This window comes from Rhodococcus sp. KRD162, assembly GCF_017168335.1.
GTDB lineage: Bacteria > Actinomycetota > Actinomycetes > Mycobacteriales > Mycobacteriaceae > Rhodococcoides.
Genome location: NZ_JABFAU010000016.1, coordinates 16,772 through 35,702 on the forward strand (window position 1 = coordinate 16,772; position 18,931 = coordinate 35,702).

Below are 18,931 nucleotides of genomic sequence, written 5' to 3' on the forward strand. Positions count from 1 at the left end.
CGGCTACCCCAGTGCGGACTGCACGCGCTGAGCGATAGCGGCATGGCCTAGGTTGTTCGCGTTCTCACCGTCGGCAAGAACGGTCTCAGGGGCGATTGCGGGCGGGTCGAGTAACGAAACATACTGCGCGCCGAACGTTTCCGCGGTATCGCGGACGTCTCGGTCCAGTCCGAGCGCGGCATCCGAGGCCTCTCCCGGCGTAGACGGACCGACAGCGATGATGCGGACCTGCGGCAATGCGTTTCTGATCTCGATGTAAGTCGTCGCAATGGCGACCTGTACGGCCGTCGGATCCTCGGCATAAGCGGCCACATCGTTCTGTCCGCCGGAAACCACCACGATCGACGGGTTCGCCGCGACAGCGTCGAGCGCCGTCGTCTGATAGTTGGGGCACGTATTCGATCCACAGGCCTCGACACCGGCAGTCGCGAGGTAGCCCGTGCCTGCCACTCCGAAGTTGCGCTCGTCCCAGTTCATCGCTGACGACAATCGAGACGTCCATCGCTCACTCTGCGGTTCCGCACCGACTCCGGCGGTGTAGGAATCCCCGACGAACGCAACGACGGGACGTGGCATCGGGGGATCGGTGGCCGGCGAGGTGCTCGTGGTGGTCTCGGCCGCGGAGCTGACCGGAACGAGGGCAGTGACCGAATCGGAGTAGGGCGTCACCTCGCGAGTCGAGTGGATGAACACCGCAACCGCAACGAAGGCGAGTGCCGCGACGACCGCCGAAGCACCGCTGATCTTCCACCATGTGTCTCGCGACGAACCGCGCAAACCGGCCATGACGGAAGATTGTGCCCGATGTGATACTTCGGCGGTCCGATTACTCGACCCGGTTCAGTACGGCAACCGGAAGGGAATGCTGCAGTGGCGAGGATCACCTCGACTTTCACCGGCTGCCGATGACTGCTTATCGTCACAGCATTAGGGGGTGTAGCCGCGTGGTCGATAGGAGTGCCTCGTTCAGGTATCGGGTGCGAAAGCAACCTTCGTAGATCCGATGAATCCGCACAACGGGACATTCGCTTGATAGTGCTCGTGAAGCAAACGAATGAATTGTGAGAAGCGGCGCGGCTTCTCATCAGGTGCACACAACCCGATTACCTATGTAACGATTGAGCCACGCAGCGGCACGTTGCGTGTTGCACCAATGGACGAGGAGCGCGAAGCATGGAGATACAGGATTATCTGAAAATCCTGAAAGCGCGGTGGATCATCATCGCCGTCACCGTGGTCGTCGCGATCCTTGGGGCACTGGGTGCGTCGTTGTTGACGACGCCGCAGTACGAGTCGAGCGCCAGAATGTTCGTCTCCACTTCTGGTGGAACATCTGTGAGCGAGACGTATCAGGGAAACTTGTTCTCCCAGCAGCGTGTGGCCTCTTACTCGGAGTTGGTGACCAGCGAAGCGTTGGCCGCCCGGGTACTCGACGTGCTACCGCTCAATCTGACCCCAGCGCAGCTGGCGGCTAAGGTGAAGGCGTCATCGACTCCCGACACCGTTCTGTTCGATATCACCGCCACCGATGCGTCGCCGGCGCGGGCACGTGACATCGCCAATGCGATGGCCTCCGAATTGACCGCGCAGGTACGCGAGTTGGAGACACCCGAGGACGGCGGTGCCCCGTCGGCCGGAGTCAAGACCTTCCAGCAGGCCGACGTATCCGCAACACCGGTGACCCCGAAGACCAAGCGCAACCTCGCCCTCGGCGCGGCAGTGGGTCTGCTTCTCGGTATCGCACTCGCCGTACTGCGTGATCGACTCGACAACACGATCAAGGACCGCCGCGAGATCGAGGCGATCTCCGGCAAGGCGCTCGTGGGTACAATCCCATTCGACAAGGAACGCACGAAGCAGCCGGCCGTCGACTTCCAGGATCTCACGCAATCATCGAGCGCCGAGGCGTTCCGAGAGCTACGTACCAACCTGCAGTTCCTCGAGGTCGACCATCCGCCGCGGGTCATCGTCGTCACCAGTGCCATCCCAAGCGAGGGCAAGACGACCACTGCCGTGAACCTGGCCGTGGCCCTGGCCGAGGCCGGCCACCATGTTGTGCTCGTCGAAGGTGATCTGCGCCGTCCGCGTATCTCGAAGTACTTGGGCCTGATCGGCGCGGTCGGCTTGAGTACCGTCCTCGCGGGACAGGCTCGGGTGGACGAGGTGCTGCAGCCGACGAAGTACGAGGGTCTGCAGGCGATGGCCTCCGGCCCGATTCCGCCGAACCCGTCCGAGCTGTTGGGTTCGGAAGCTTCCCGTGCGGTGTTGGCCGAACTGCGCTCCAAGTTTGACTATGTGATCGTGGACGGAGCTCCGCTCCTGCCGGTGACCGACTCGGCTGTGCTGACCACCCACGCAGACGGTGCATTGCTGATAACCCGGTACGGCCATACGAAGTCCACCGAGTTGACGCGGGCGATCGGAAACCTCGAGACCATCGGCGCGCATGTACTCGGCGTGGTCCTGGCGTTGACGCCCTCCAAGAAGGGCGATATCTACAGCTACTCGTACAACTACGCTGCCGATACCAACCTGCCCAAGCAGGTAGCGCCGCCAGTTCCCGCACCCCAGGCACCACCAGCTGCTCCACCTGCCCCGGCACCCTCGCCGCGGACGGCCTCGGGGCATCAGGGTCCGGCGCAGACCGCCTCCGCCGCACCGACCGGGGCTGTACGCACTGCCGCGTCGAGTTCGGCCCCCTACTCACCGAGGCGTCGCGCTGAGGTGCCCACCGATCCGCCCAATAACGTCGTCGATAGCCCTCGCAAGTAGACGGTTGAGAAGTGTCGAGGGTCGCCGCCGGGCGAGCCGCAAATCGTAAGAGTCGGCTAGATGTATGCGTCAATCGGATGCTCGCATCGACGGAAAGGTTGCAGGCCAGGCTTGGGCGATGGGAGGCGGTGGAAACGAAAACCTCAGGGGAAGGTACGACGGCGAACTATGGCTAGGATAACCCCTCGATCGACATATTTGGCGTTACGGGCGGGTAACGAGCCGTCGGTCAAAAGGATGACTAGGAAGCAGTAGGCCTCTCGGTACGGCAAAATGCTTGACATGCGTGTGCGCTGGATAGACTCGTCGCGTGGTCTCGCGATCCTGCTTGTGGTGCTATACCACTCTGGCCAATGGGCCTCGGCTGCAGGTTACGAATCCGCAGTGTGGTCGGAAGTGAACGATATTCTGGCAACGATCCGCCTTCCGCTATTCTTCGGGATATCCGGATTGCTTGCCGTGAAGTGGGTCGGTCGCGGCTGGCGAGAGCTGGCCTCGTCGAAAATCGCGACACTTGCGTGGCTGTACCTGGTGTGGCAGGCGCTGACGGCCGTGCTGTACATGGTAATTCCGAATGTCGCGACGCCCGGAAAGAGCAACCTCTCTGAGATTTTCACTGCTCTCGCTACTCCGGTGCGACCACAGGGCGCGTTGTGGTTCCTATGGGCGCTGGCGCTATTCTTCGTCCTCACAAAAGCAACACAGGCCATTCCTCGCTGGGTGGTACTACCTAGCGCAGCCGCCCTCTCTACCGTGGCGATCTCGGATGTCATTGACTTTGGCAACGTCGGATGGCAAGGAGCTGCAGCGAACTTCTTATTCTTCGTGTTCGGCTGCTCATACTCATCTCTGATCACGAAGTTCGCAAATCGGTTGCAGTCGCTGTACGCCGTTGGGTTCATTCTGCTGTGGTTGGGGTTTATGCTTCTGGCCCCGAGCGCTGTAGATGCGCTGGGACTCAATATGGTTGCCCGCGGTCTCGGCATGGCTGCCGGTATCGCGTTCGGCTATCTGTTGGCCTCCGTGACCACACTCAGGTGGGTTGGTACACACACACTGGACTACTACCTGCCCCACTACCTGATCCTGATCGCGCTGGCACACCTCGCGTCGGTCGCTCCGCTTCCGCAGGAGTCGAGCGTGTGGCTTCCTGGGGCTTTCTTCGTAGTGACTCTCGGCGTCTGCACAGTCCTGCACATACTCGCCAGGCGATTTGAGTTGCTGCAGGCGGCGTACATTCTCCCGAAGTGGGCGCGTGAGCGACTGGCCACCAGTGGGCGGTCAGCGCCATCCGAGCGAGGTCAATGATTGAGCAGCGCCGTGAGACTAGTCCTGCTGTAACGGATTCGGTAAGCCGGAGCTAAGGCGTTCTCGTCCGTTGCTTTCACGACCAGGGAATACAGCCCCGGTACCGGGACATGATACCTGCGTGTGCAGGCTTGACCGAGATGTCTCCCGACGACACGTACTGGCCTTGCGACCCCGTGGTCGGGACGGTTCGACCGCGCTGGCGAACCAGCGAGAATGCATGCCGATCAGACATCGATATCCGACGCCCACGGGATGAAGAGACCTGCTCACTATCGGCGGTCCTGTCCCTATCAGCGGTTCATCGATGCCTCCCGACCTGGTGCTGTCATCTTCGCAGGATCATTGACGACAGGGGCATGAAGTCGTACCAGATTTGGCGACCCACTCCTCGTTTCAAGGATCGCCTTAAGATTACGGAGGACTTCGTGGAGCCTCGTCAGTCGGCAGTCTGGCGCGCTGAAGGAGCAGAGCGTAGCTGGCTTTTGGGCGGGATTGAGGAGTCCTTGATGAGCGGTGAGGCCCAGTGTTACGGCATGATTCGATCCTGTGGATACCAAGTTGAAGGAACCCCGACCGAACCGCGACCACAGGGTTGCAGTCGTCATTCTGGCTGTTGCGATTATCGCGACGGTTGGAGCCATCTTGGTCTATCAGAACAGGCCTATTGTCGACACAACCACGACGGCAAACGCGATCACCCCACCGCGGTACGAGTGGCTCCGGGTGTCGATCATTGGTGACGACTACACCTACGGCTCCGGTGCTCAGCCTGTCGACAAGTACACCGAGGTCCTAGCGCGACAACAGTGCTGGAAGGTCAACGCCAGTGCGGAGGTCGGAACTGGATTCGTAAAGCGCGGCCGAAACGGAACGCCCTACTCAGACCCTGCACGCCTGGACTCCGTGACAACCGGCGACCCAGAACTGATCGTCGTGCAGTCTAGCGCGGCCGACCCAGCGACCGAACAGACCGCAGAGCAAGCAGAGCTTGTCTTCGCAGGACTGCGCGAACGCGCGCCCGACGCATTTATCGTGGTTCTCGGGCCCCTTGACCCACCAGCCATCGACGACGAGACCATCGAGTCTCTCCGCTCCGTACTTCGAGTCGCCACTGAATCGGCAGGGTTGATGTTCCTCGACCCACTCGACCCTATAGCCGGAGTGTGGATCGGCCAGAATGAATACTCAAGCGACGGGTTTGCGCCAAATTCGTCAGGGCATGCCGGAATTGCGCGCCGACTGGCCTCCTACCTAGAGCACGTCCCTGAGCTGCCGCGCGTCTATGCGTGCGATGCAGTGGAGTGATTGGCGTTTGGGTGATGCGTGCGCGGCCAGCCGGGAGCGACAGCTCGCGCAATACCCGGTTTGATGGCAGCATCACGACGGTGATTACCCGGATTCGAACAATCTGTCGCAACGTCGTCATGAACGGCGTCATCTCATCGACACTGATCCCGTCAGAGGTCAGATGGTTTTTCTACCGAATGGTGGGCCTTGACGTCCAGCGCTGCGGAATCCAGTCGCACTGCTTCATCGGCGGAAGTAAGCTGAGCGTCAAGCGCGCAGTTTTTATCAACCATGGAGCGTTCATCGACGCTATCGCGCCCGTCACAATCGGCACGCAAACTGCATTCGGGATGAATGTTTGTGTAATCACGACGTCGCACGAAATCGGACCCTCCCAGCGACGAGCAGGAAACGGGACGATCGCGCCCGTCTCCATCGGTGCAGGTGTTTGGATTGGAGCCGGCAGCACGATTTGTCCTGGCGTAACAATCGGCGACGGTACTGTGATTGGCGCTGGCTCATTGGTTCTGAACGATTGCGATCCGGATAGTTTGTACGTTGGAAGCCCTGCAAAGTTCGTCCGCAGATTGTGAACGGCGAGTGCTGCGATATGTTGCAAATGAGATCTGTGACTATTTCTACCGGCGTTATCGGACCTATTGCGTTCGCTGTGGCATTCGTGAGCTGTAGTGGACTAGGCGACCTCGAAAGATGCGAATGGTCCGTCAATTTCCCGCTAGCCTCCGGGGCGACCTGAGGTGGACTCCCGTACCGAGAATGAGCGTCTCCGAAGTCGAGTGTGGGCGAGAACGTGACGATCGTTGACTTTAGCAAGGGCCAGTGCAATGGCAAACCAGAATACCGGAACGAAGGTTCCGTTCGAAAACAAGCTGTTCAGCGCTATGAGCGCCACAAATTGGCCAGGCAGACCGTTGCAGGTCAATAGTGCGAGTGCCGCGACAACCAAAATGAAGGGAATTGCTAGATATTGAGCATCGACCCATAGCCCAAGCAGCCAGTTGCTCGCAACATTGTTCCCATGGTCGGAGCCGCTGAAGTAGAGCTTTCCTGATACGCCCACCCTTCCCGCAGCACTCAGTCCGTGGCCATACCAAGGAGCAATGTCCGCAAGGTGAAGTAATCCTTCGGTCTGCTGGATCCTTGCTTGACCGGAAATATCGTCGCTCTGCGCAGAGAAGGTACGCGAGAGTCGGACCGACAGGTCAGCGGCAATATCCTTGAAGTACCAAACTGGCAAAGCGACGATGGCCACGCTGGCTGTAATTGCCGCGACGCGCCCTTTGCGATGCAGCCTTGTCACTGACGTACGACGGACAACGAGGTGTGCGGCGAGACCAAGGATTGCGACCCCAACCAGTGCAAGCCACCCTGCACGCGCGAACGACAAGACCCACAGCGTTGTGCACAGTGACATCGCGACAACTCGAACCGACCTCTGCAATGGGAGGTGGAACGCGAGCAGCATGCCGACCCCTGCGTACATCCCGAGCCAGTCCGGCTCCGGCCATATACCGCTAGGTCGACCAATGGCGCTGACATCGACGTGCACTAGTCCTGCCCGAGACGGAAAGATTCCCGCCAGTTGACCGAGTCCGTATATGCAACCGAAGCAGATCGCGGCCAGCGCGCCGTACATCATCTGAAGACGGTCTTGCTGGTTGCTGTAGGCGACCAACAAGATTGCTGACCCTGTCAGCGCTAGCAGTTGAAGGGCAAGTCGGGGGTTACCCACCAGGTCGCCGGCGAGAACAGTTGATGCAATCAACCCAGCCGAAATCAAAAGCCACACCGCCACCCCAGGCAACGACGGGCGACGGCGTAGGTGCAAGAAAACCCATATGAAGACGAGCACAGTGAATGCATGAGCGCCGCCGACCTGCAGATTGACGGTCATGGCTGAGACGCCGATACCGACAGCGATGACCCGGTCGCGGGCCTTAGGTTCAGCGCATAGCACCAATAAGCCGACCGCTACGAGAGCGGCCAGGCCGAACGCTGCCAGCATGAGAAAAGAGGGGTCGGTCACCCGCTGATCGTAAGGGCTAAAGTTGGGTCTTGCGCTCCGCGGACTTGTGGCCGTCCTGAGGGATTCGTTCTCAATGGTGGTAGTAGAAATTTGGACCTGTCGGTAGCTGATGAGCTACAGCGGCACTGCGTGGCTCTTTAGTGGTGCGCCACCTCGTTATGGTCCGGACCGTGATGAAGTGATGAGGGAACGCCTGAGCGCGATTCGACAGCTGCTCCCGTTGAGGCTGGTACCTGGAAGTGTCATTGCCCACATGATTTGTCTGTCGTCGTGTCCCAACACAGTCCACCTGGACCAGCTGTGCCTGCCGAAGCCCGCGTGCTTGTTGCGACGTCTGGTGCGTTCACAAACCCAGTGTTGTATTTAACAACATCAATTTGCGGGTTTGCTCACTGAATGTGGGTTTCGCTAATCACCGTCATTCCAACGAGATCCGCCACGCCGGAAGCTAAGAAAGACCGTGAAGTGGCGGTGCTTGGGCGGTGAACCTGACACCACCACGCGAAGCCACTCGAACTGATGTGAGGAGCAGTTGCCGTCTGCGGCGGACCGGAGTCTCATGGCAGTTGTAGCGGAGGCGTCCGAGGGATTTCTGTGGAGCTCGCTTCATTGATCGAGGTGGGGTCTCGACAGAAGGAACTCCCCGCCTCGATGAACATTGCCCATGAGTTGACGATTCGCAGTGGATGCGCCTTCGATGAATCGTAGGTCTACACACGTTCGGTTGTCTATGTGTTCGTGACGGACCCGACGTGGTGGTCGACCCGCGCGCGATTGTTGCGCTTACAGTCGGTGCCTCAACGAGATTCTCCAAGGCGAACGCGCTAGAACCGGCCCTCGTACTCGGTGAGAACGAACAACGCGACGACGGCAATCATGAGAACCACCAACGTGATCCAAACAAATGGATGTGTCTGTTCCGGAGGCCGGATCTCGCCCGAGCGTCGTTTTCTGATCACGGAAAAGAACTGTAGGTCAGTCGGCGATCAACTGCACCCACTCGCGTACTGACTGTGACCAAAAACTGGGACTGCGACGAAGAAACCGGGACTCATCCGCACTGCGGAACGTCGATCTCGATCGTCGGCTGATCCACCAGAGGCTGCACGGGCACCGTCGCCTCGCCCGGGGCCGAGGGCTCCTCGAGCTCCCAAGTGACCGTCTGCGACTGGCCCGGAGGAATGGTGAGATACGCGGCCTGCACCGGACGGCCCAGCTCGGTGCCGGACTGGATGGAGAAGCCGGAGATTCCGTTGACCTTCATCGACGTGATCTTTGCGCCCTGAGTGCCGTACAGGTAAACGATCGACTCGTTGGTACCGAACGGGACGGTGGTCTGGAACGTGCTCGCCACGTACGGCGTCAGACCCGTCGGATCCACATTGTTGGTGAGCGTGGCCTTCACCGTCGACTTGCGGGTACCGGCCGTGCACGATTCGGCCGAATACGTGATGTCGCGCGTCAGGTAGTAATCGAGCTTGTTGCCGCCGGCATTGTTGACCACCACATTGGCGTACGGAGCGGGACTATCGGGCAATGTGTGGCCCACCTTGGTGCCGGCCAGAATCGCCTGCTCGGCCGGGTCCGCGCTGTAGATCGAGATGCGGCCCTCGCTGCCGGCGCGGCCCACTGCGTCGAGCAGAGCCCTGGTAGGCGCTGTACCCCTGGTCATCTTCTGTACCGCAGCCGCGGCGATCTCCTGCAGATACGCCTTGCGTGCCAGCTGGTCATCACCGAACCTGGAATACGCTGTGCTGAGCGTGATCTCGACGACGTTGTCGGCGGTGATCTGCTCGCCGTCGGCCAACGTGATCGGGCCGGTCGCCCCCAGGATGTAGCTCAACGCAATCGGATCGGTGGCGACGGCACCGTTGAGCACCTCACCGGTCTGCTCGGTCCACATCGACGACCAGATCTGGGCGGCATACGGAAAATGCGGGCTCGCGTTCGAGTTACGGAAATCGATGGTCGTGTTTCGCGGAGCCCACAGTGCGTTGTACTCGGGCCCCAGATCGATGGGCTCCTTCGCGAACTCGAGCTCGTTGTTGCTGCCGAGGGTATCGACCCGGACCGTGCCGTTCTCGGCCCGAACGATGCCGTAGCCGCCGAGCAACCCACCGGTGCCACGCGCCTCCGCATTGGTCTGGAACGCGAGAAAGTAATTGCGCGGACCGTTGTCGCCGAGCATCGACGGCAACAACTGGCTCGCGATATGCGTGTTCGTGAGCAGGCTCGCTAGGTCGTGAGTCTGATCGATCAACGATGTCCGAGCCTCGTCCACCACACCGAGGAACGCGGGCTCGTCCACCTGCTGCGCACGGTCACTGAGCTGCTCCGCAGCCGCAGAAGTCTGCTCGAGCACCGGTTGGGCGTCCCGCAGCGCGGCAGTGTCCACCTTCCCGCCGCCCTCGACGAGGCTGCTGGGATTCAAACTGGCACCGGCAGCCGACGCGGGAGCGAGAACATCCACGGCCAACCCGTGCACCACATCGGTGATCTGAGCCACCGATTTCAGTGGACTACCAAGGAAAGGAACGGCTTTGGCGATGGAAAACGGGATGGACGTCGTCGCCGACAATGCGTCCTCGGCCGAATCCGAGGCCCGCGCCGCCGCTGCCTCCGCGCCGGCCGCATCGCCGTCGAGCAGAGCATCTTTGGCTTGATTCGCCGAATCGCGGGTAGCGGTCAGAGACGACTGCGCGGTGTACGCCTCGTAGCCCAACCAGGCCAGGAACGCGATGACCAGCACCAGCAACACGCCGACCGTCGCGAGGATCGGCCGTTTCTTGCCGGATCGAGAACCACGGACATCGGTGGAACTGTTCGCCATCGTCGGTGGCCTCTCGGTGAAAAGGGAAGGAGTTCGACTGCACAGCCTAAAGGGACAATGCGGATCCGGCGCACCTGTCGTTCGATTGCACGAATGAACGGCCACCATTGTTGGGAGGGCTGAGGTAACCCCTATCCAGGTAGAGCATTCACACCGGGTCGACTAGTTTGTAACGAGCGATGTGGTTCAACGTTGCTGGGCGGCGTGCCAGCCGAAATCGATGCCGTCGGGGCGTGTGCGTTGAGGAGGTCCGTGAGTGTCGCCAGAGGCCGGTGAGCCGCTAGAGGACGGCCGCTTTCCTTTGTCCGCTGCTCAAATGAATATCTATCTCGCTCAGCAGCTGGCACCGGATGTGCCGTTCACCATTGCTCAATACGTCGAGATTCACGGCGATATCGACCCATCCGTGTTGATTCGCGCCACCGACATCGCATGCCGACGGCTCGAATCGCCCGCAGTGCGGATCGGATTGCAGGACGGTGTTCCCTACCAGTGGGCAGACCTCCGCGTCCCGTACGCGATGATCTACCGCGATTTCCGTGACCGCGAGCATCCCATCGAGGATGCCCAGCGCTACATGAACGAGCAGTACCGTCGACCCGTAGATCTGGTGCGAGACCAACTGATCGCCTCCGACATCATCCAGGTCGGCGACAGTCACTACTACTGGTACAGCCGTGCCCACCACATCGTCATGGACGGACTCGGCGCAATCTCCGTCCAAGAAGGCACCGCTGCGGCATACACCGCGCTGGTGGAAGGCACCGAAATCCCGAAAACCCGTGCTATCGGCGTGCGGGAGATCTACGACTACGAGGCCGCGTACCCCCAGTCCTCGCGCTACGACGCCGACCGCCAGTACTGGTTGGGACGCCTCGACGGCCACCTCGAAGCCCCCAGACTGGCCGGCTCCCCGTACACACATGCCGCACCGAGCGGAGTGAGCGTCAGCGTGGGCGCCGTCCTGGACGCAGACCTCACTGCAGCCGTAGCCGAAGTGGCACACCGGTACAACTCCTCCGACGTCCCTGTTGTGCTCGCCACGTTCGCGCTGTACCTCGCACGCATGACCGACACCGAAGACGCGATGCTCAGCCTGCCGGTCTCGGGCCGCGCGACCACCAAACTGCGCGAATCCTCGGGCATGATGTCCAATGTCGTGCCCCTGCGCATCGGCGTCGAACCGGGCGTCACCGTCGAGGAACTGCTCCGACGGATACAAGTGGAACTCACCGGCGCACTGCGCCACCAGCGATTCCGCGTCGAGGACATGCAACGAGCGACCGGCGAAGGTGCCGACAGCGCCGCCGCTGGACGAGGCGTGTTCGGCCCCACCGTCAACATCATGATGTACAACAGCACAATTCGGCTCGGCGACGTCATCGGCGAATACCGGGTACTGTCCAGCGGGCCCATCGACGACATGATGGTCAACGTCTACCCCGGCGTCGCAGGTACCAGCACCCGCGTCGACTTCCTCGGCAACCCCGCCCTCTACACCACCGATGAGCTCTCCGCCCACCACCGCCGCTTCCTGGTGCTGCTGCGTGCGCTGGTGAGTGCACCCGAGGGGCTCGCCGTCGCCGAACTCGATGTGCTGGACCCGGAGGAGAAGGATGCGTTGATCGGCGCGCATCCGGCGGCCACGGCCATCCCCACACTGCTGCCCTCGATGCTGGCGAGCGGCGCGGTAGTGCGGGCAGCAGATATCGAACGAACCAGTGCAGAGTTCACGGATGCTGCAGAACATATTGCCGCACAACTGATGTCGAACGGTGTGGGGGTCGAGACGCGGGTGGCCGTTGCCCTGCAACGTTCGTACGAATCCGTCTCGGCCGCATGGGCAGTCTCGACTGCCGGGGCGTCGTTCGTGCCCGTCGACCCTACCGAACCCGCCGAACGGCTCGCCGCAGTGCTCGCAGACGCAGGCATCGAATACGGCATCACCACTCGAACTGTGCTGCAACAACTTCCGAGTACCGTGCGCTGGTTCGCCATCGAGGACCTGCTCGACGCCGAACCGGCAGCGTTCACCCCGCCTCGGGTGCACGTCGACAACGAGGCCTACGTCATCCACACCTCGGGATCCACCGGTAAACCCAAGGCTGTCAGCGTTACCCATCGAGGACTCGCGCAACTGGCAGCCAACGTGGTCGATCGATACGCCGTCACCGCCGACTCACGCGTCCTACACGTGGCCTCACCGGTGTTCGACGCGTCCCTCCAGGAAATTCTGGCCGCCTTCGCCGCGGGCGGCACACTCGTCATCGCTCCGGCCGATGTCTACGCCGGGCCCGCCCTCGCCCAACTGCTGGACCGCGAGAAGATCACACATCTGATCACCTCGCCGACCGTGCTGGCGACCCTGGACCCGGACGATCTCGCATCCATCGAAGTCTTCGACGTCGGCGGAGAACAGTGCCCTCCTTCGTTGCGCGACCGGTTCTTCTGCGCCGAACGGAGGATGCTCAACGCCTACGGACCGACCGAGGCGACAGTACTGGCCACGGTCTCGAACCCGATGCAGCAGGGCGACCGCGTCACCATCGGCGCACCCCTACCGGGCATCCGCGCGCTGGTACTCGACGCCCAGCTGCGGCCCACACCGCACGGCGGCGTCGGGGAGCTGTATCTCGGCGGCGACGGGCTAGCCCGTGGATACGACGGACAGGCCGGTACCACCGCGGCGCGGTTCGTCGCAGACCCGGGCCTGGCCGGAGCGCGGCTCTACCGCACCGGCGACATCGTCCGGTGGGCCGTCGACGGGTCCTCCCTCGAATACCTCGGACGCAGCGACCAACAGATCCAACTGAACGGGCGGCGACTCGAACTCGGGGAAATCGAAGCCGCGGTATCGGCGTGCCCGGCGGTGACCGCAGCCGCGGCGGCGATTCACGACAACCGACTTGTCCTCTACGTCACCGGCGACCCGGCAGTGCTGGACAGCTACCTTCGAGGCCGACTGCCCGCGTGGATGATTCCCGGCCACATCGTCGCACTCGACGCACTGCCGACCACCGCGAGCGGCAAGATCGACCGCCGCGCACTGCCGGCGCCCACCGCGACGACGCACACCGAATACGTGGCACCGCAGACCGATACCGAACGCAGCGTGGCCGCCGTATTCGCAGATGTCCTCGGCGTCGAGCGGGTGGGCCGCGAGCACTCGTTCTTCGAGCTCGGTGGTGACTCGCTCAGCGCCACAAGAGTTCTCGCACGTCTCGATTCCGGAGTCTCGCTGACCGCACTGTTCGCCGAACCGACCGTGCGCGCCATCGCGGCAGCAGTCGACTCGTCCGCTGCCCGGGAGGTATCGCTCGAACTGCTCGATACCGTAGTGCCGGGCCGCATCCCGCTCTCCTACGCCCAGCAACGCCTGTGGTTCCTCAACCAGTTCGACCCCGCATCGCCCGCATACAACATGCCGATCGCCATTCGCGTCGGCGCAGACAGCGACGCCACAGTGGTTCTGACGGCTCTGCGCGACGTCGCCGATCGACACGAAGCATTACGCACGTACTACCCGGACGACGGCGACGGCCCGCGACAAGTGGTCCGGCCCACCGACACCGTCCTCGGCGACGTACCCGCGCGGAATGTCTCGGAACGCTATCTCGATGCTGCGGCGGCAGAAGCCGCATCCCAGGGATTCGACGTATCCGCCGAAGTGCCCATCCGCGCAACGCTGCTCAGCGTGGACGACACCGGCGACACCGTCGTCGTGATCGTGGTGCACCACATCTCGATGGACGGGTGGTCGATCGACCCACTGGTACGAGACTTCGCCATCGCACACGCCGCGCGCAGTGCCGGACACGCGCCCACGTGGCCACGCCTGCGCGCGCAATACAGTCACTACGCCGTATGGAACCGAGCGTACGTGGACTCCGTTGCCGACAAGCAACTCTCGTTCTGGACCACGGTCCTCGGTGACTCGGCGGGTGCCGGCGAGACCGTTGTAGCGGAGCTGCCCACCGACAACCCGAGGCCCGCTGTGCAATCGATGACCACGGGCGTCGTTCCCTTCGAGATCGGTTCCGAACTGCACCTGGGAATTCGAGAGCTCGCTCGATCGACCAACTCGACCACCTTCATGGTCGTCCATGCTGCGGTGGCGGCGGCACTGAGCCGATTCGGGGCGTCGAACCGCGTGGTGATCGGGTCTCCGTCCGCAGGGCGAGGACACGAAGCGCTCGACGAGATGGTCGGGATGTTCGTCGGAACTTTGCCTCTCGCAGTCACGGTGGACCAGTCCGGCAGTTTTGCAGACCTACTGGGCGCAGTACGCACCGCAGATCTCGACGCCTTCTCCCATTCCGACATCCCCTTCGAGCGCATCGTCGACGCCCTGGTCACCGACAGAACCCTCGACAGGCATCCACTGTTCCAAGTGATGCTGGCCTTCGACAATGCGCCGCACCGATCAGCCGAGGACCTGCCGGTATCGGTACTGGAGATCCCCACCCGCACCTCCGAGTTCGACCTCAACATCGTCCTCGAGGACGGGACAGGTGAATCGGCCGGACTCGGCGACGCGACCGGTCTGGCCGGACAGATCGAGTACGCGCGCGATCTGTACCAGCAGAGCACCGTCGAACAGTTCGCGTCGACGATTCACACGGTCTTGAACGCCGCGGTCGCCGACCCGACCTCCGTCGTCGGCGACCTCGCGCTCGCCGAACAACCGGCCCAGCCGTCAGCGCCGCTGCACGGCACACTGCTGGACGTACTGAGCTGCGCTGCAGGCATTTCGGGCGATGCCATTGCCATCGACGGTCTGCAGTCGCTGACCTACGCCGAGCTCGATCGCCGCTCGAACCGGATCGCGCGGCTGCTGATCAGTCACGGCGTCGGGCCGGAAACGCTCGTCGCCCTCTCGCTCGAGCGCTCGGCCGAGTACATCATTGCCCTGTGGGCGGTGGTGAAGGCAGGCGGCGCATTCGTGCCAGTGGATCCGCGCTACCCGGCACTTCGTCGGGAGCAGATGCTCGCACCCATCGACCTGGGATTCGGTGGGCTGGAGCCAGGAGTGAACTGGCTCTACGAGAGCCAGGCGCAGATGTTGAGCGACGAGCCACTGACCGACGCCGACCGCCTGGGAACTCTGCGACCCGCGCACCCGGCCTACGTGATCCACACCTCGGGCTCGACGGGCACCCCCAAGCCCGTCGTGGTGACGCATCAGGGCGTTCACGCGCTCGCGCACCAGGTCGTCCCCCGATACGGCGTGACGTCGAGTTCACGTGTACTGCACGGGTACTCGGTCAACTTCGATGCAGCCGTTCTCGAACTCGTGCTGGCGTTCGGGGCCGGGGCGACGATGGTCATCGCACCGCCCGACCTGCTCGGTGGTGACGAGATGTCGGATTTCCTCGCCGAGCATCGCGTCACCCACTACCTCTCCACACCCGGGGTACTGGCGACGGTTCCACCGACCGACGGTATCGAGACCGTCGCTGTCGGCGGAGACGTACTGAGCTCGAGCGTCGTAGAACACTGGGCGACCGAACGGTCGATGCTCAACGCCTACGGACCCAGTGAGGCGACCGTGGTGGCCACGCTGGCCGAATCCCTGCGCGCCGGTGAGCCCGTCACCATCGGTCGACCGCTCGATCACGTGGGAGCATTCGTGCTCGACGACCGGTTGCAGCCGGTCCCGGCCGGGGGAATCGGGGAGCTGTATCTCGGCGGTGCCGGGTTGGCGCGTGGATACGGCGGCAGCACAGCGGCAACGGCCGAGAGATTCGTCGCAGGCCAGGCAGGCACCCGGCTCTACCGAACCGGCGATCTGGTGCGAGTGGATGCGTCGGGTCTGCTGGACTATCGAGGTCGGCGAGATTCCCAGGTACAGATCCGCGGTGTGCGAATCGAGCTGGGAGACATCGAATCTACACTGCTCGCACACCCCGATGTGCGCGGTGTCGCGGCGGCAGTGCGGGAGAACAGAATTCTCGCCTGGGTGGTGGGAGTCGACGAACACGACGCCGCACAGTGGCTACTCGAACGTCTACCACTGTCGATGATGCCGGCCGTCATCACCCGCGTCGACGCAATTCCGTTGACGGCCAACGGCAAGGTGAACGTAGCGGCATTGGCCGAGCCGGAGCCCACCGTCGACGATCCAGCTGCCGCACGGACATTGGCGCAGGACGTCATTGTCGGGATCTTCGCCGACACGCTGGGGATAGAGACCCCGGCCGTCGACGCCAATTTCTTCGTCCTGGGAGGAGACTCGCTCGCCGCGACGCGTGCTGCCACCCGAATCGGTGCGGCGCTCGGTATCGGAGTTCCGGTACGGACCCTCTTCGAGTCACCCACCGCCGCACTGCTCGCCTCCGCAGTGGAGACGCTCTCGGAGAACCACATCCCGCTGCCCGCCCTGGTGCATCGCCCAGATGCTCGTTCCTACCCCGGCCTGGCACCGGCCGAGCGCCGAATCTGGCTGCAGAATCGATACGATCCGGCCTCGGTCGCCTACAATATCGCCTTCGAGGTACCGCTGCCGGCGGACCTCGACCTCGCCGTCCTCCGCGCTGCGATCGCCGATGTGCTCGAGCGGCACACACCGCTGCGCACGGTGTACCCCTCCACCGGCGCGGGGCCCGCCACCGTCGTGCTCGATCCACAGATCGTGCTGTCGACGATGGACGATGCGCACGCGGTCTCCGGTGCGTCGACCCTGCACGGCTTCGACCTGACCGTCGAAGCGCCGCTGAGACTGGCGTGCGCCGAACGGGGCGGTGAGCGCACGCTCACCGTCGTCGCACACCACATCGCGATCGACGGACTCTCGCTACGCGCACTGGCCCGAGACATCGAGATCGCGCTGCTGGCCCGAATGTCCGGCTCGGCTCCCCAGTTCGATGCGCTGACGGTCGAGTACTCGGACTATCGACTGTGGCAGCAGGACGTGCTGAACGCGGTGGCCTCCGAGCAACTCGAATTCTGGCGGCGCACCCTCGCCGGAGTACCCGAATTCCTCGAACTTCCGACCGGCATCCCCGATGCCGCGCACGAGGCGACGCCGGTGCCGTTCACCCTCGGCCCCGAAGACCTCGCTCGACTTCGGTCGCTCGCACATCGTTTGGGCGCAACGGTGTTCGTCGTCGTCCATGCAGCGCTCGCCGCCGTGCTCGCCGAAGCCAGTGGCACCCGGGACATCGCCATCGGAACACCGGTATCCGGCAGAGCGGACCCTTTGCTCGATCCCCTCGTCGGTATGTTCGTCGGAACCGTCGTACTGCGGACCGACGTCGACCCGTCGGTCACGTTCGAGGACTTCGTGATCGAGGTACGCGACCGAGACCTCGACGCGTTCGCTCACTCGGACGTTCCGTTCGAATGGGTGGTGGACGCAGTGCAACCCGCGCGTGCCGTCGACACTCACCCGCTCTTTCAGGTCCTGCTCGCGTTCGGGGACAACGAAACTCCCACCATGGAACTCGAGTCCGGTCACATCACCCCGCGCCGCGTCGACATCACCGAGACGCAATTCGATCTCGAGGTCGTCGTCGACGAGTCCGAGGCCGGACTCACCGGACGCCTCGGGTACGCCGCTACCCGGTTCTCCCGCCCCGTGATCGAAGGATTCGCCGAGCGCCTCGCCGCTGTGCTGCACCTGGTGGCGACCACCCCGGACATCACGCTCGGCAGCGCGGACTTCGCGCAGGGTGCAGCGGCGATGGTGACCCGACGCGACAGCGCGCCCGAGCAATACACCCTGGCCGCGGTGCTCGAGCAGGCGGCGACGGCCTGGCCCGGGAACCTCGCCGTGATCGACGGCCCCAGGTCACTGACCTACCGCGAGCTGGACCGGCGGTCGAATGCACTGGCAGAGCGCCTTGTTCGCTCGGGCGTCGAGATGGGAGATCTGGTCGCGGTGGCGCTGCCACGATCGGCGCACCGCGATACTGCGGTGTGGGCCGTCGCCAAAGCCGGTGCCGGTTTTCTGTCGATCGACCCGGATCAGCCTGCTGCGCGGATACAGGAGATCCTGGCCGACGCCGCCCCGGTCACCGGAATCTCGGCCGGGGATTTCCCGCTGGCCGGTGATGATTGGTACACGGTCGACGGGGACGAGCTCGACCGGTTCGAGGTGCGTCGACCGCCGCTGAGCAGCGTCGCCTACGTCATCTACACCTCCGGCTCCACCGGCATCCCGAAAGGGGTGCGGGTGACGCACAGCGGCATCGCGAACCTGGTGCAGAGCCAACGTGACCTGTTCGGCGTGGAACCACAGTCGCGAGTGCTGCAGTTCGCCTCACCGAGTTTCGACGCCTCGATCTTCGAAACCCTGCTGGCCGTGGGATCCGGTGCCTGCTCGGTGATCGTGCCGTCCGAGGTGCACGGAGGCCGAGACCTCGAGGCGCTGATCGAACGACACGAGGTCACCCACGCGTGCCTCACACCGACCGTTCTGCAGGTGACCGACGCGGAGGCCACGCCCTCGCTTCGGGTGGTCATCATGGCGGGAGAGGCCGTCAATTCTGCTCTGCTGCAGCGATGGTCGCAGCGTCGCTCGGTGTTCAACGCCTTCGGCCCCACCGAGGGAACCGTCATGAGCACCTGCACCACCGACCTGCGCGGCTGGGGCCCGAGCGAGGGGTCGGGGCCGGTCACGATCGGCGTACCCACCCTCGGCTACGACGCGGTGGTGCTCGATGCGCGGCTGCGCCCGGTAGGGA

The 18,931-nt window shown here is 63.2% G+C and carries 9 protein-coding genes; 5 read left to right on the plus strand and 4 right to left on the minus strand.

Annotated features, from left to right (window positions below; translation table 11 throughout):
• Positions 1-3 precede the first annotated feature (3 nt).
• Positions 4-786, minus strand: coding sequence for an SGNH/GDSL hydrolase family protein (locus J1M87_RS22290; protein ID WP_206491991.1), 783 nt, complete (start codon positions 784-786; stop codon positions 4-6).
• A gap of 387 nt (positions 787-1,173) precedes the next feature.
• On the opposite strand from J1M87_RS22290, the gene J1M87_RS22295 reads away from it, so the two are divergent.
• The 4 genes from J1M87_RS22295 to J1M87_RS29320 all read left to right on the plus strand — a co-directional run bounded on the left by J1M87_RS22295 (position 1,174) and on the right by J1M87_RS29320 (position 5,963).
• Positions 1,174-2,772 carry a polysaccharide biosynthesis tyrosine autokinase gene (locus J1M87_RS22295; RefSeq protein ID WP_206491992.1) on the plus strand — a complete coding sequence of 533 codons (1,599 nt, stop codon included), beginning with the start codon at positions 1,174-1,176 and terminating at the stop codon, positions 2,770-2,772.
• Between the two features lie 282 nt (positions 2,773-3,054).
• Complete coding sequence (locus tag J1M87_RS22300) at positions 3,055-4,080, plus strand: acyltransferase family protein (RefSeq protein ID WP_206491993.1); 1,026 nt, start codon at positions 3,055-3,057, stop codon at positions 4,078-4,080.
• A gap of 549 nt (positions 4,081-4,629) precedes the next feature.
• Positions 4,630-5,388: an SGNH/GDSL hydrolase family protein gene (locus J1M87_RS22305; protein WP_206491994.1), complete on the plus strand. Its 759-nt coding sequence runs from the start codon at positions 4,630-4,632 to the stop codon at positions 5,386-5,388.
• 80 nt (positions 5,389-5,468) lie between these two features.
• Positions 5,469-5,963, plus strand: a complete 495-nt coding sequence (locus tag J1M87_RS29320; RefSeq protein WP_206491995.1) for a DapH/DapD/GlmU-related protein — start codon at positions 5,469-5,471, stop codon at positions 5,961-5,963.
• Between the two features lie 143 nt (positions 5,964-6,106).
• Here J1M87_RS29320 and J1M87_RS29325 read toward each other — a convergent pair whose 3' ends face one another.
• The 3 genes from J1M87_RS29325 to J1M87_RS22320 form a co-directional block, all read right to left on the minus strand.
• Complete coding sequence (locus J1M87_RS29325) at positions 6,107-7,417, minus strand: O-antigen ligase family protein (RefSeq protein ID WP_206491996.1); 1,311 nt, start codon at positions 7,415-7,417, stop codon at positions 6,107-6,109.
• A gap of 824 nt (positions 7,418-8,241) precedes the next feature.
• Positions 8,242-8,376 carry a hypothetical protein gene (locus tag J1M87_RS29100; protein WP_274611047.1) on the minus strand — a complete coding sequence of 45 codons (135 nt, stop codon included), beginning with the start codon at positions 8,374-8,376 and terminating at the stop codon, positions 8,242-8,244.
• 92 nt (positions 8,377-8,468) lie between these two features.
• Positions 8,469-10,247, minus strand: a complete 1,779-nt coding sequence (locus J1M87_RS22320) for a DUF4012 domain-containing protein (RefSeq protein ID WP_206491997.1) — start codon at positions 10,245-10,247, stop codon at positions 8,469-8,471.
• A 316-nt stretch (positions 10,248-10,563) separates the two neighbouring features.
• On the opposite strand from J1M87_RS22320, the gene J1M87_RS22325 reads away from it, so the two are divergent.
• A partial coding sequence (locus J1M87_RS22325; RefSeq protein WP_241257367.1) for a non-ribosomal peptide synthetase occupies positions 10,564-18,931 on the plus strand: 8,368 nt, incomplete at its 3' end.

Bases quoted from the DNA above. Each gene is read 5' to 3' on its own strand.
- J1M87_RS22290 (WP_206491991.1), bottom strand. From the start codon at position 786: ATGGCCGGTTTGCGCGGTTCGTCGCGAGACACATGGTGGAAGATCAGC.
- J1M87_RS22300 (WP_206491993.1), top strand. From the start codon at position 3,055: ATGCGTGTGCGCTGGATAGACTCGTCGCGTGGTCTCGCGATCCTGCTT.
- J1M87_RS22320 (WP_206491997.1), bottom strand. From the start codon at position 10,247: ATGGCGAACAGTTCCACCGATGTCCGTGGTTCTCGATCCGGCAAGAAA.
- J1M87_RS22295 (WP_206491992.1), top strand. From the start codon at position 1,174: ATGGAGATACAGGATTATCTGAAAATCCTGAAAGCGCGGTGGATCATC.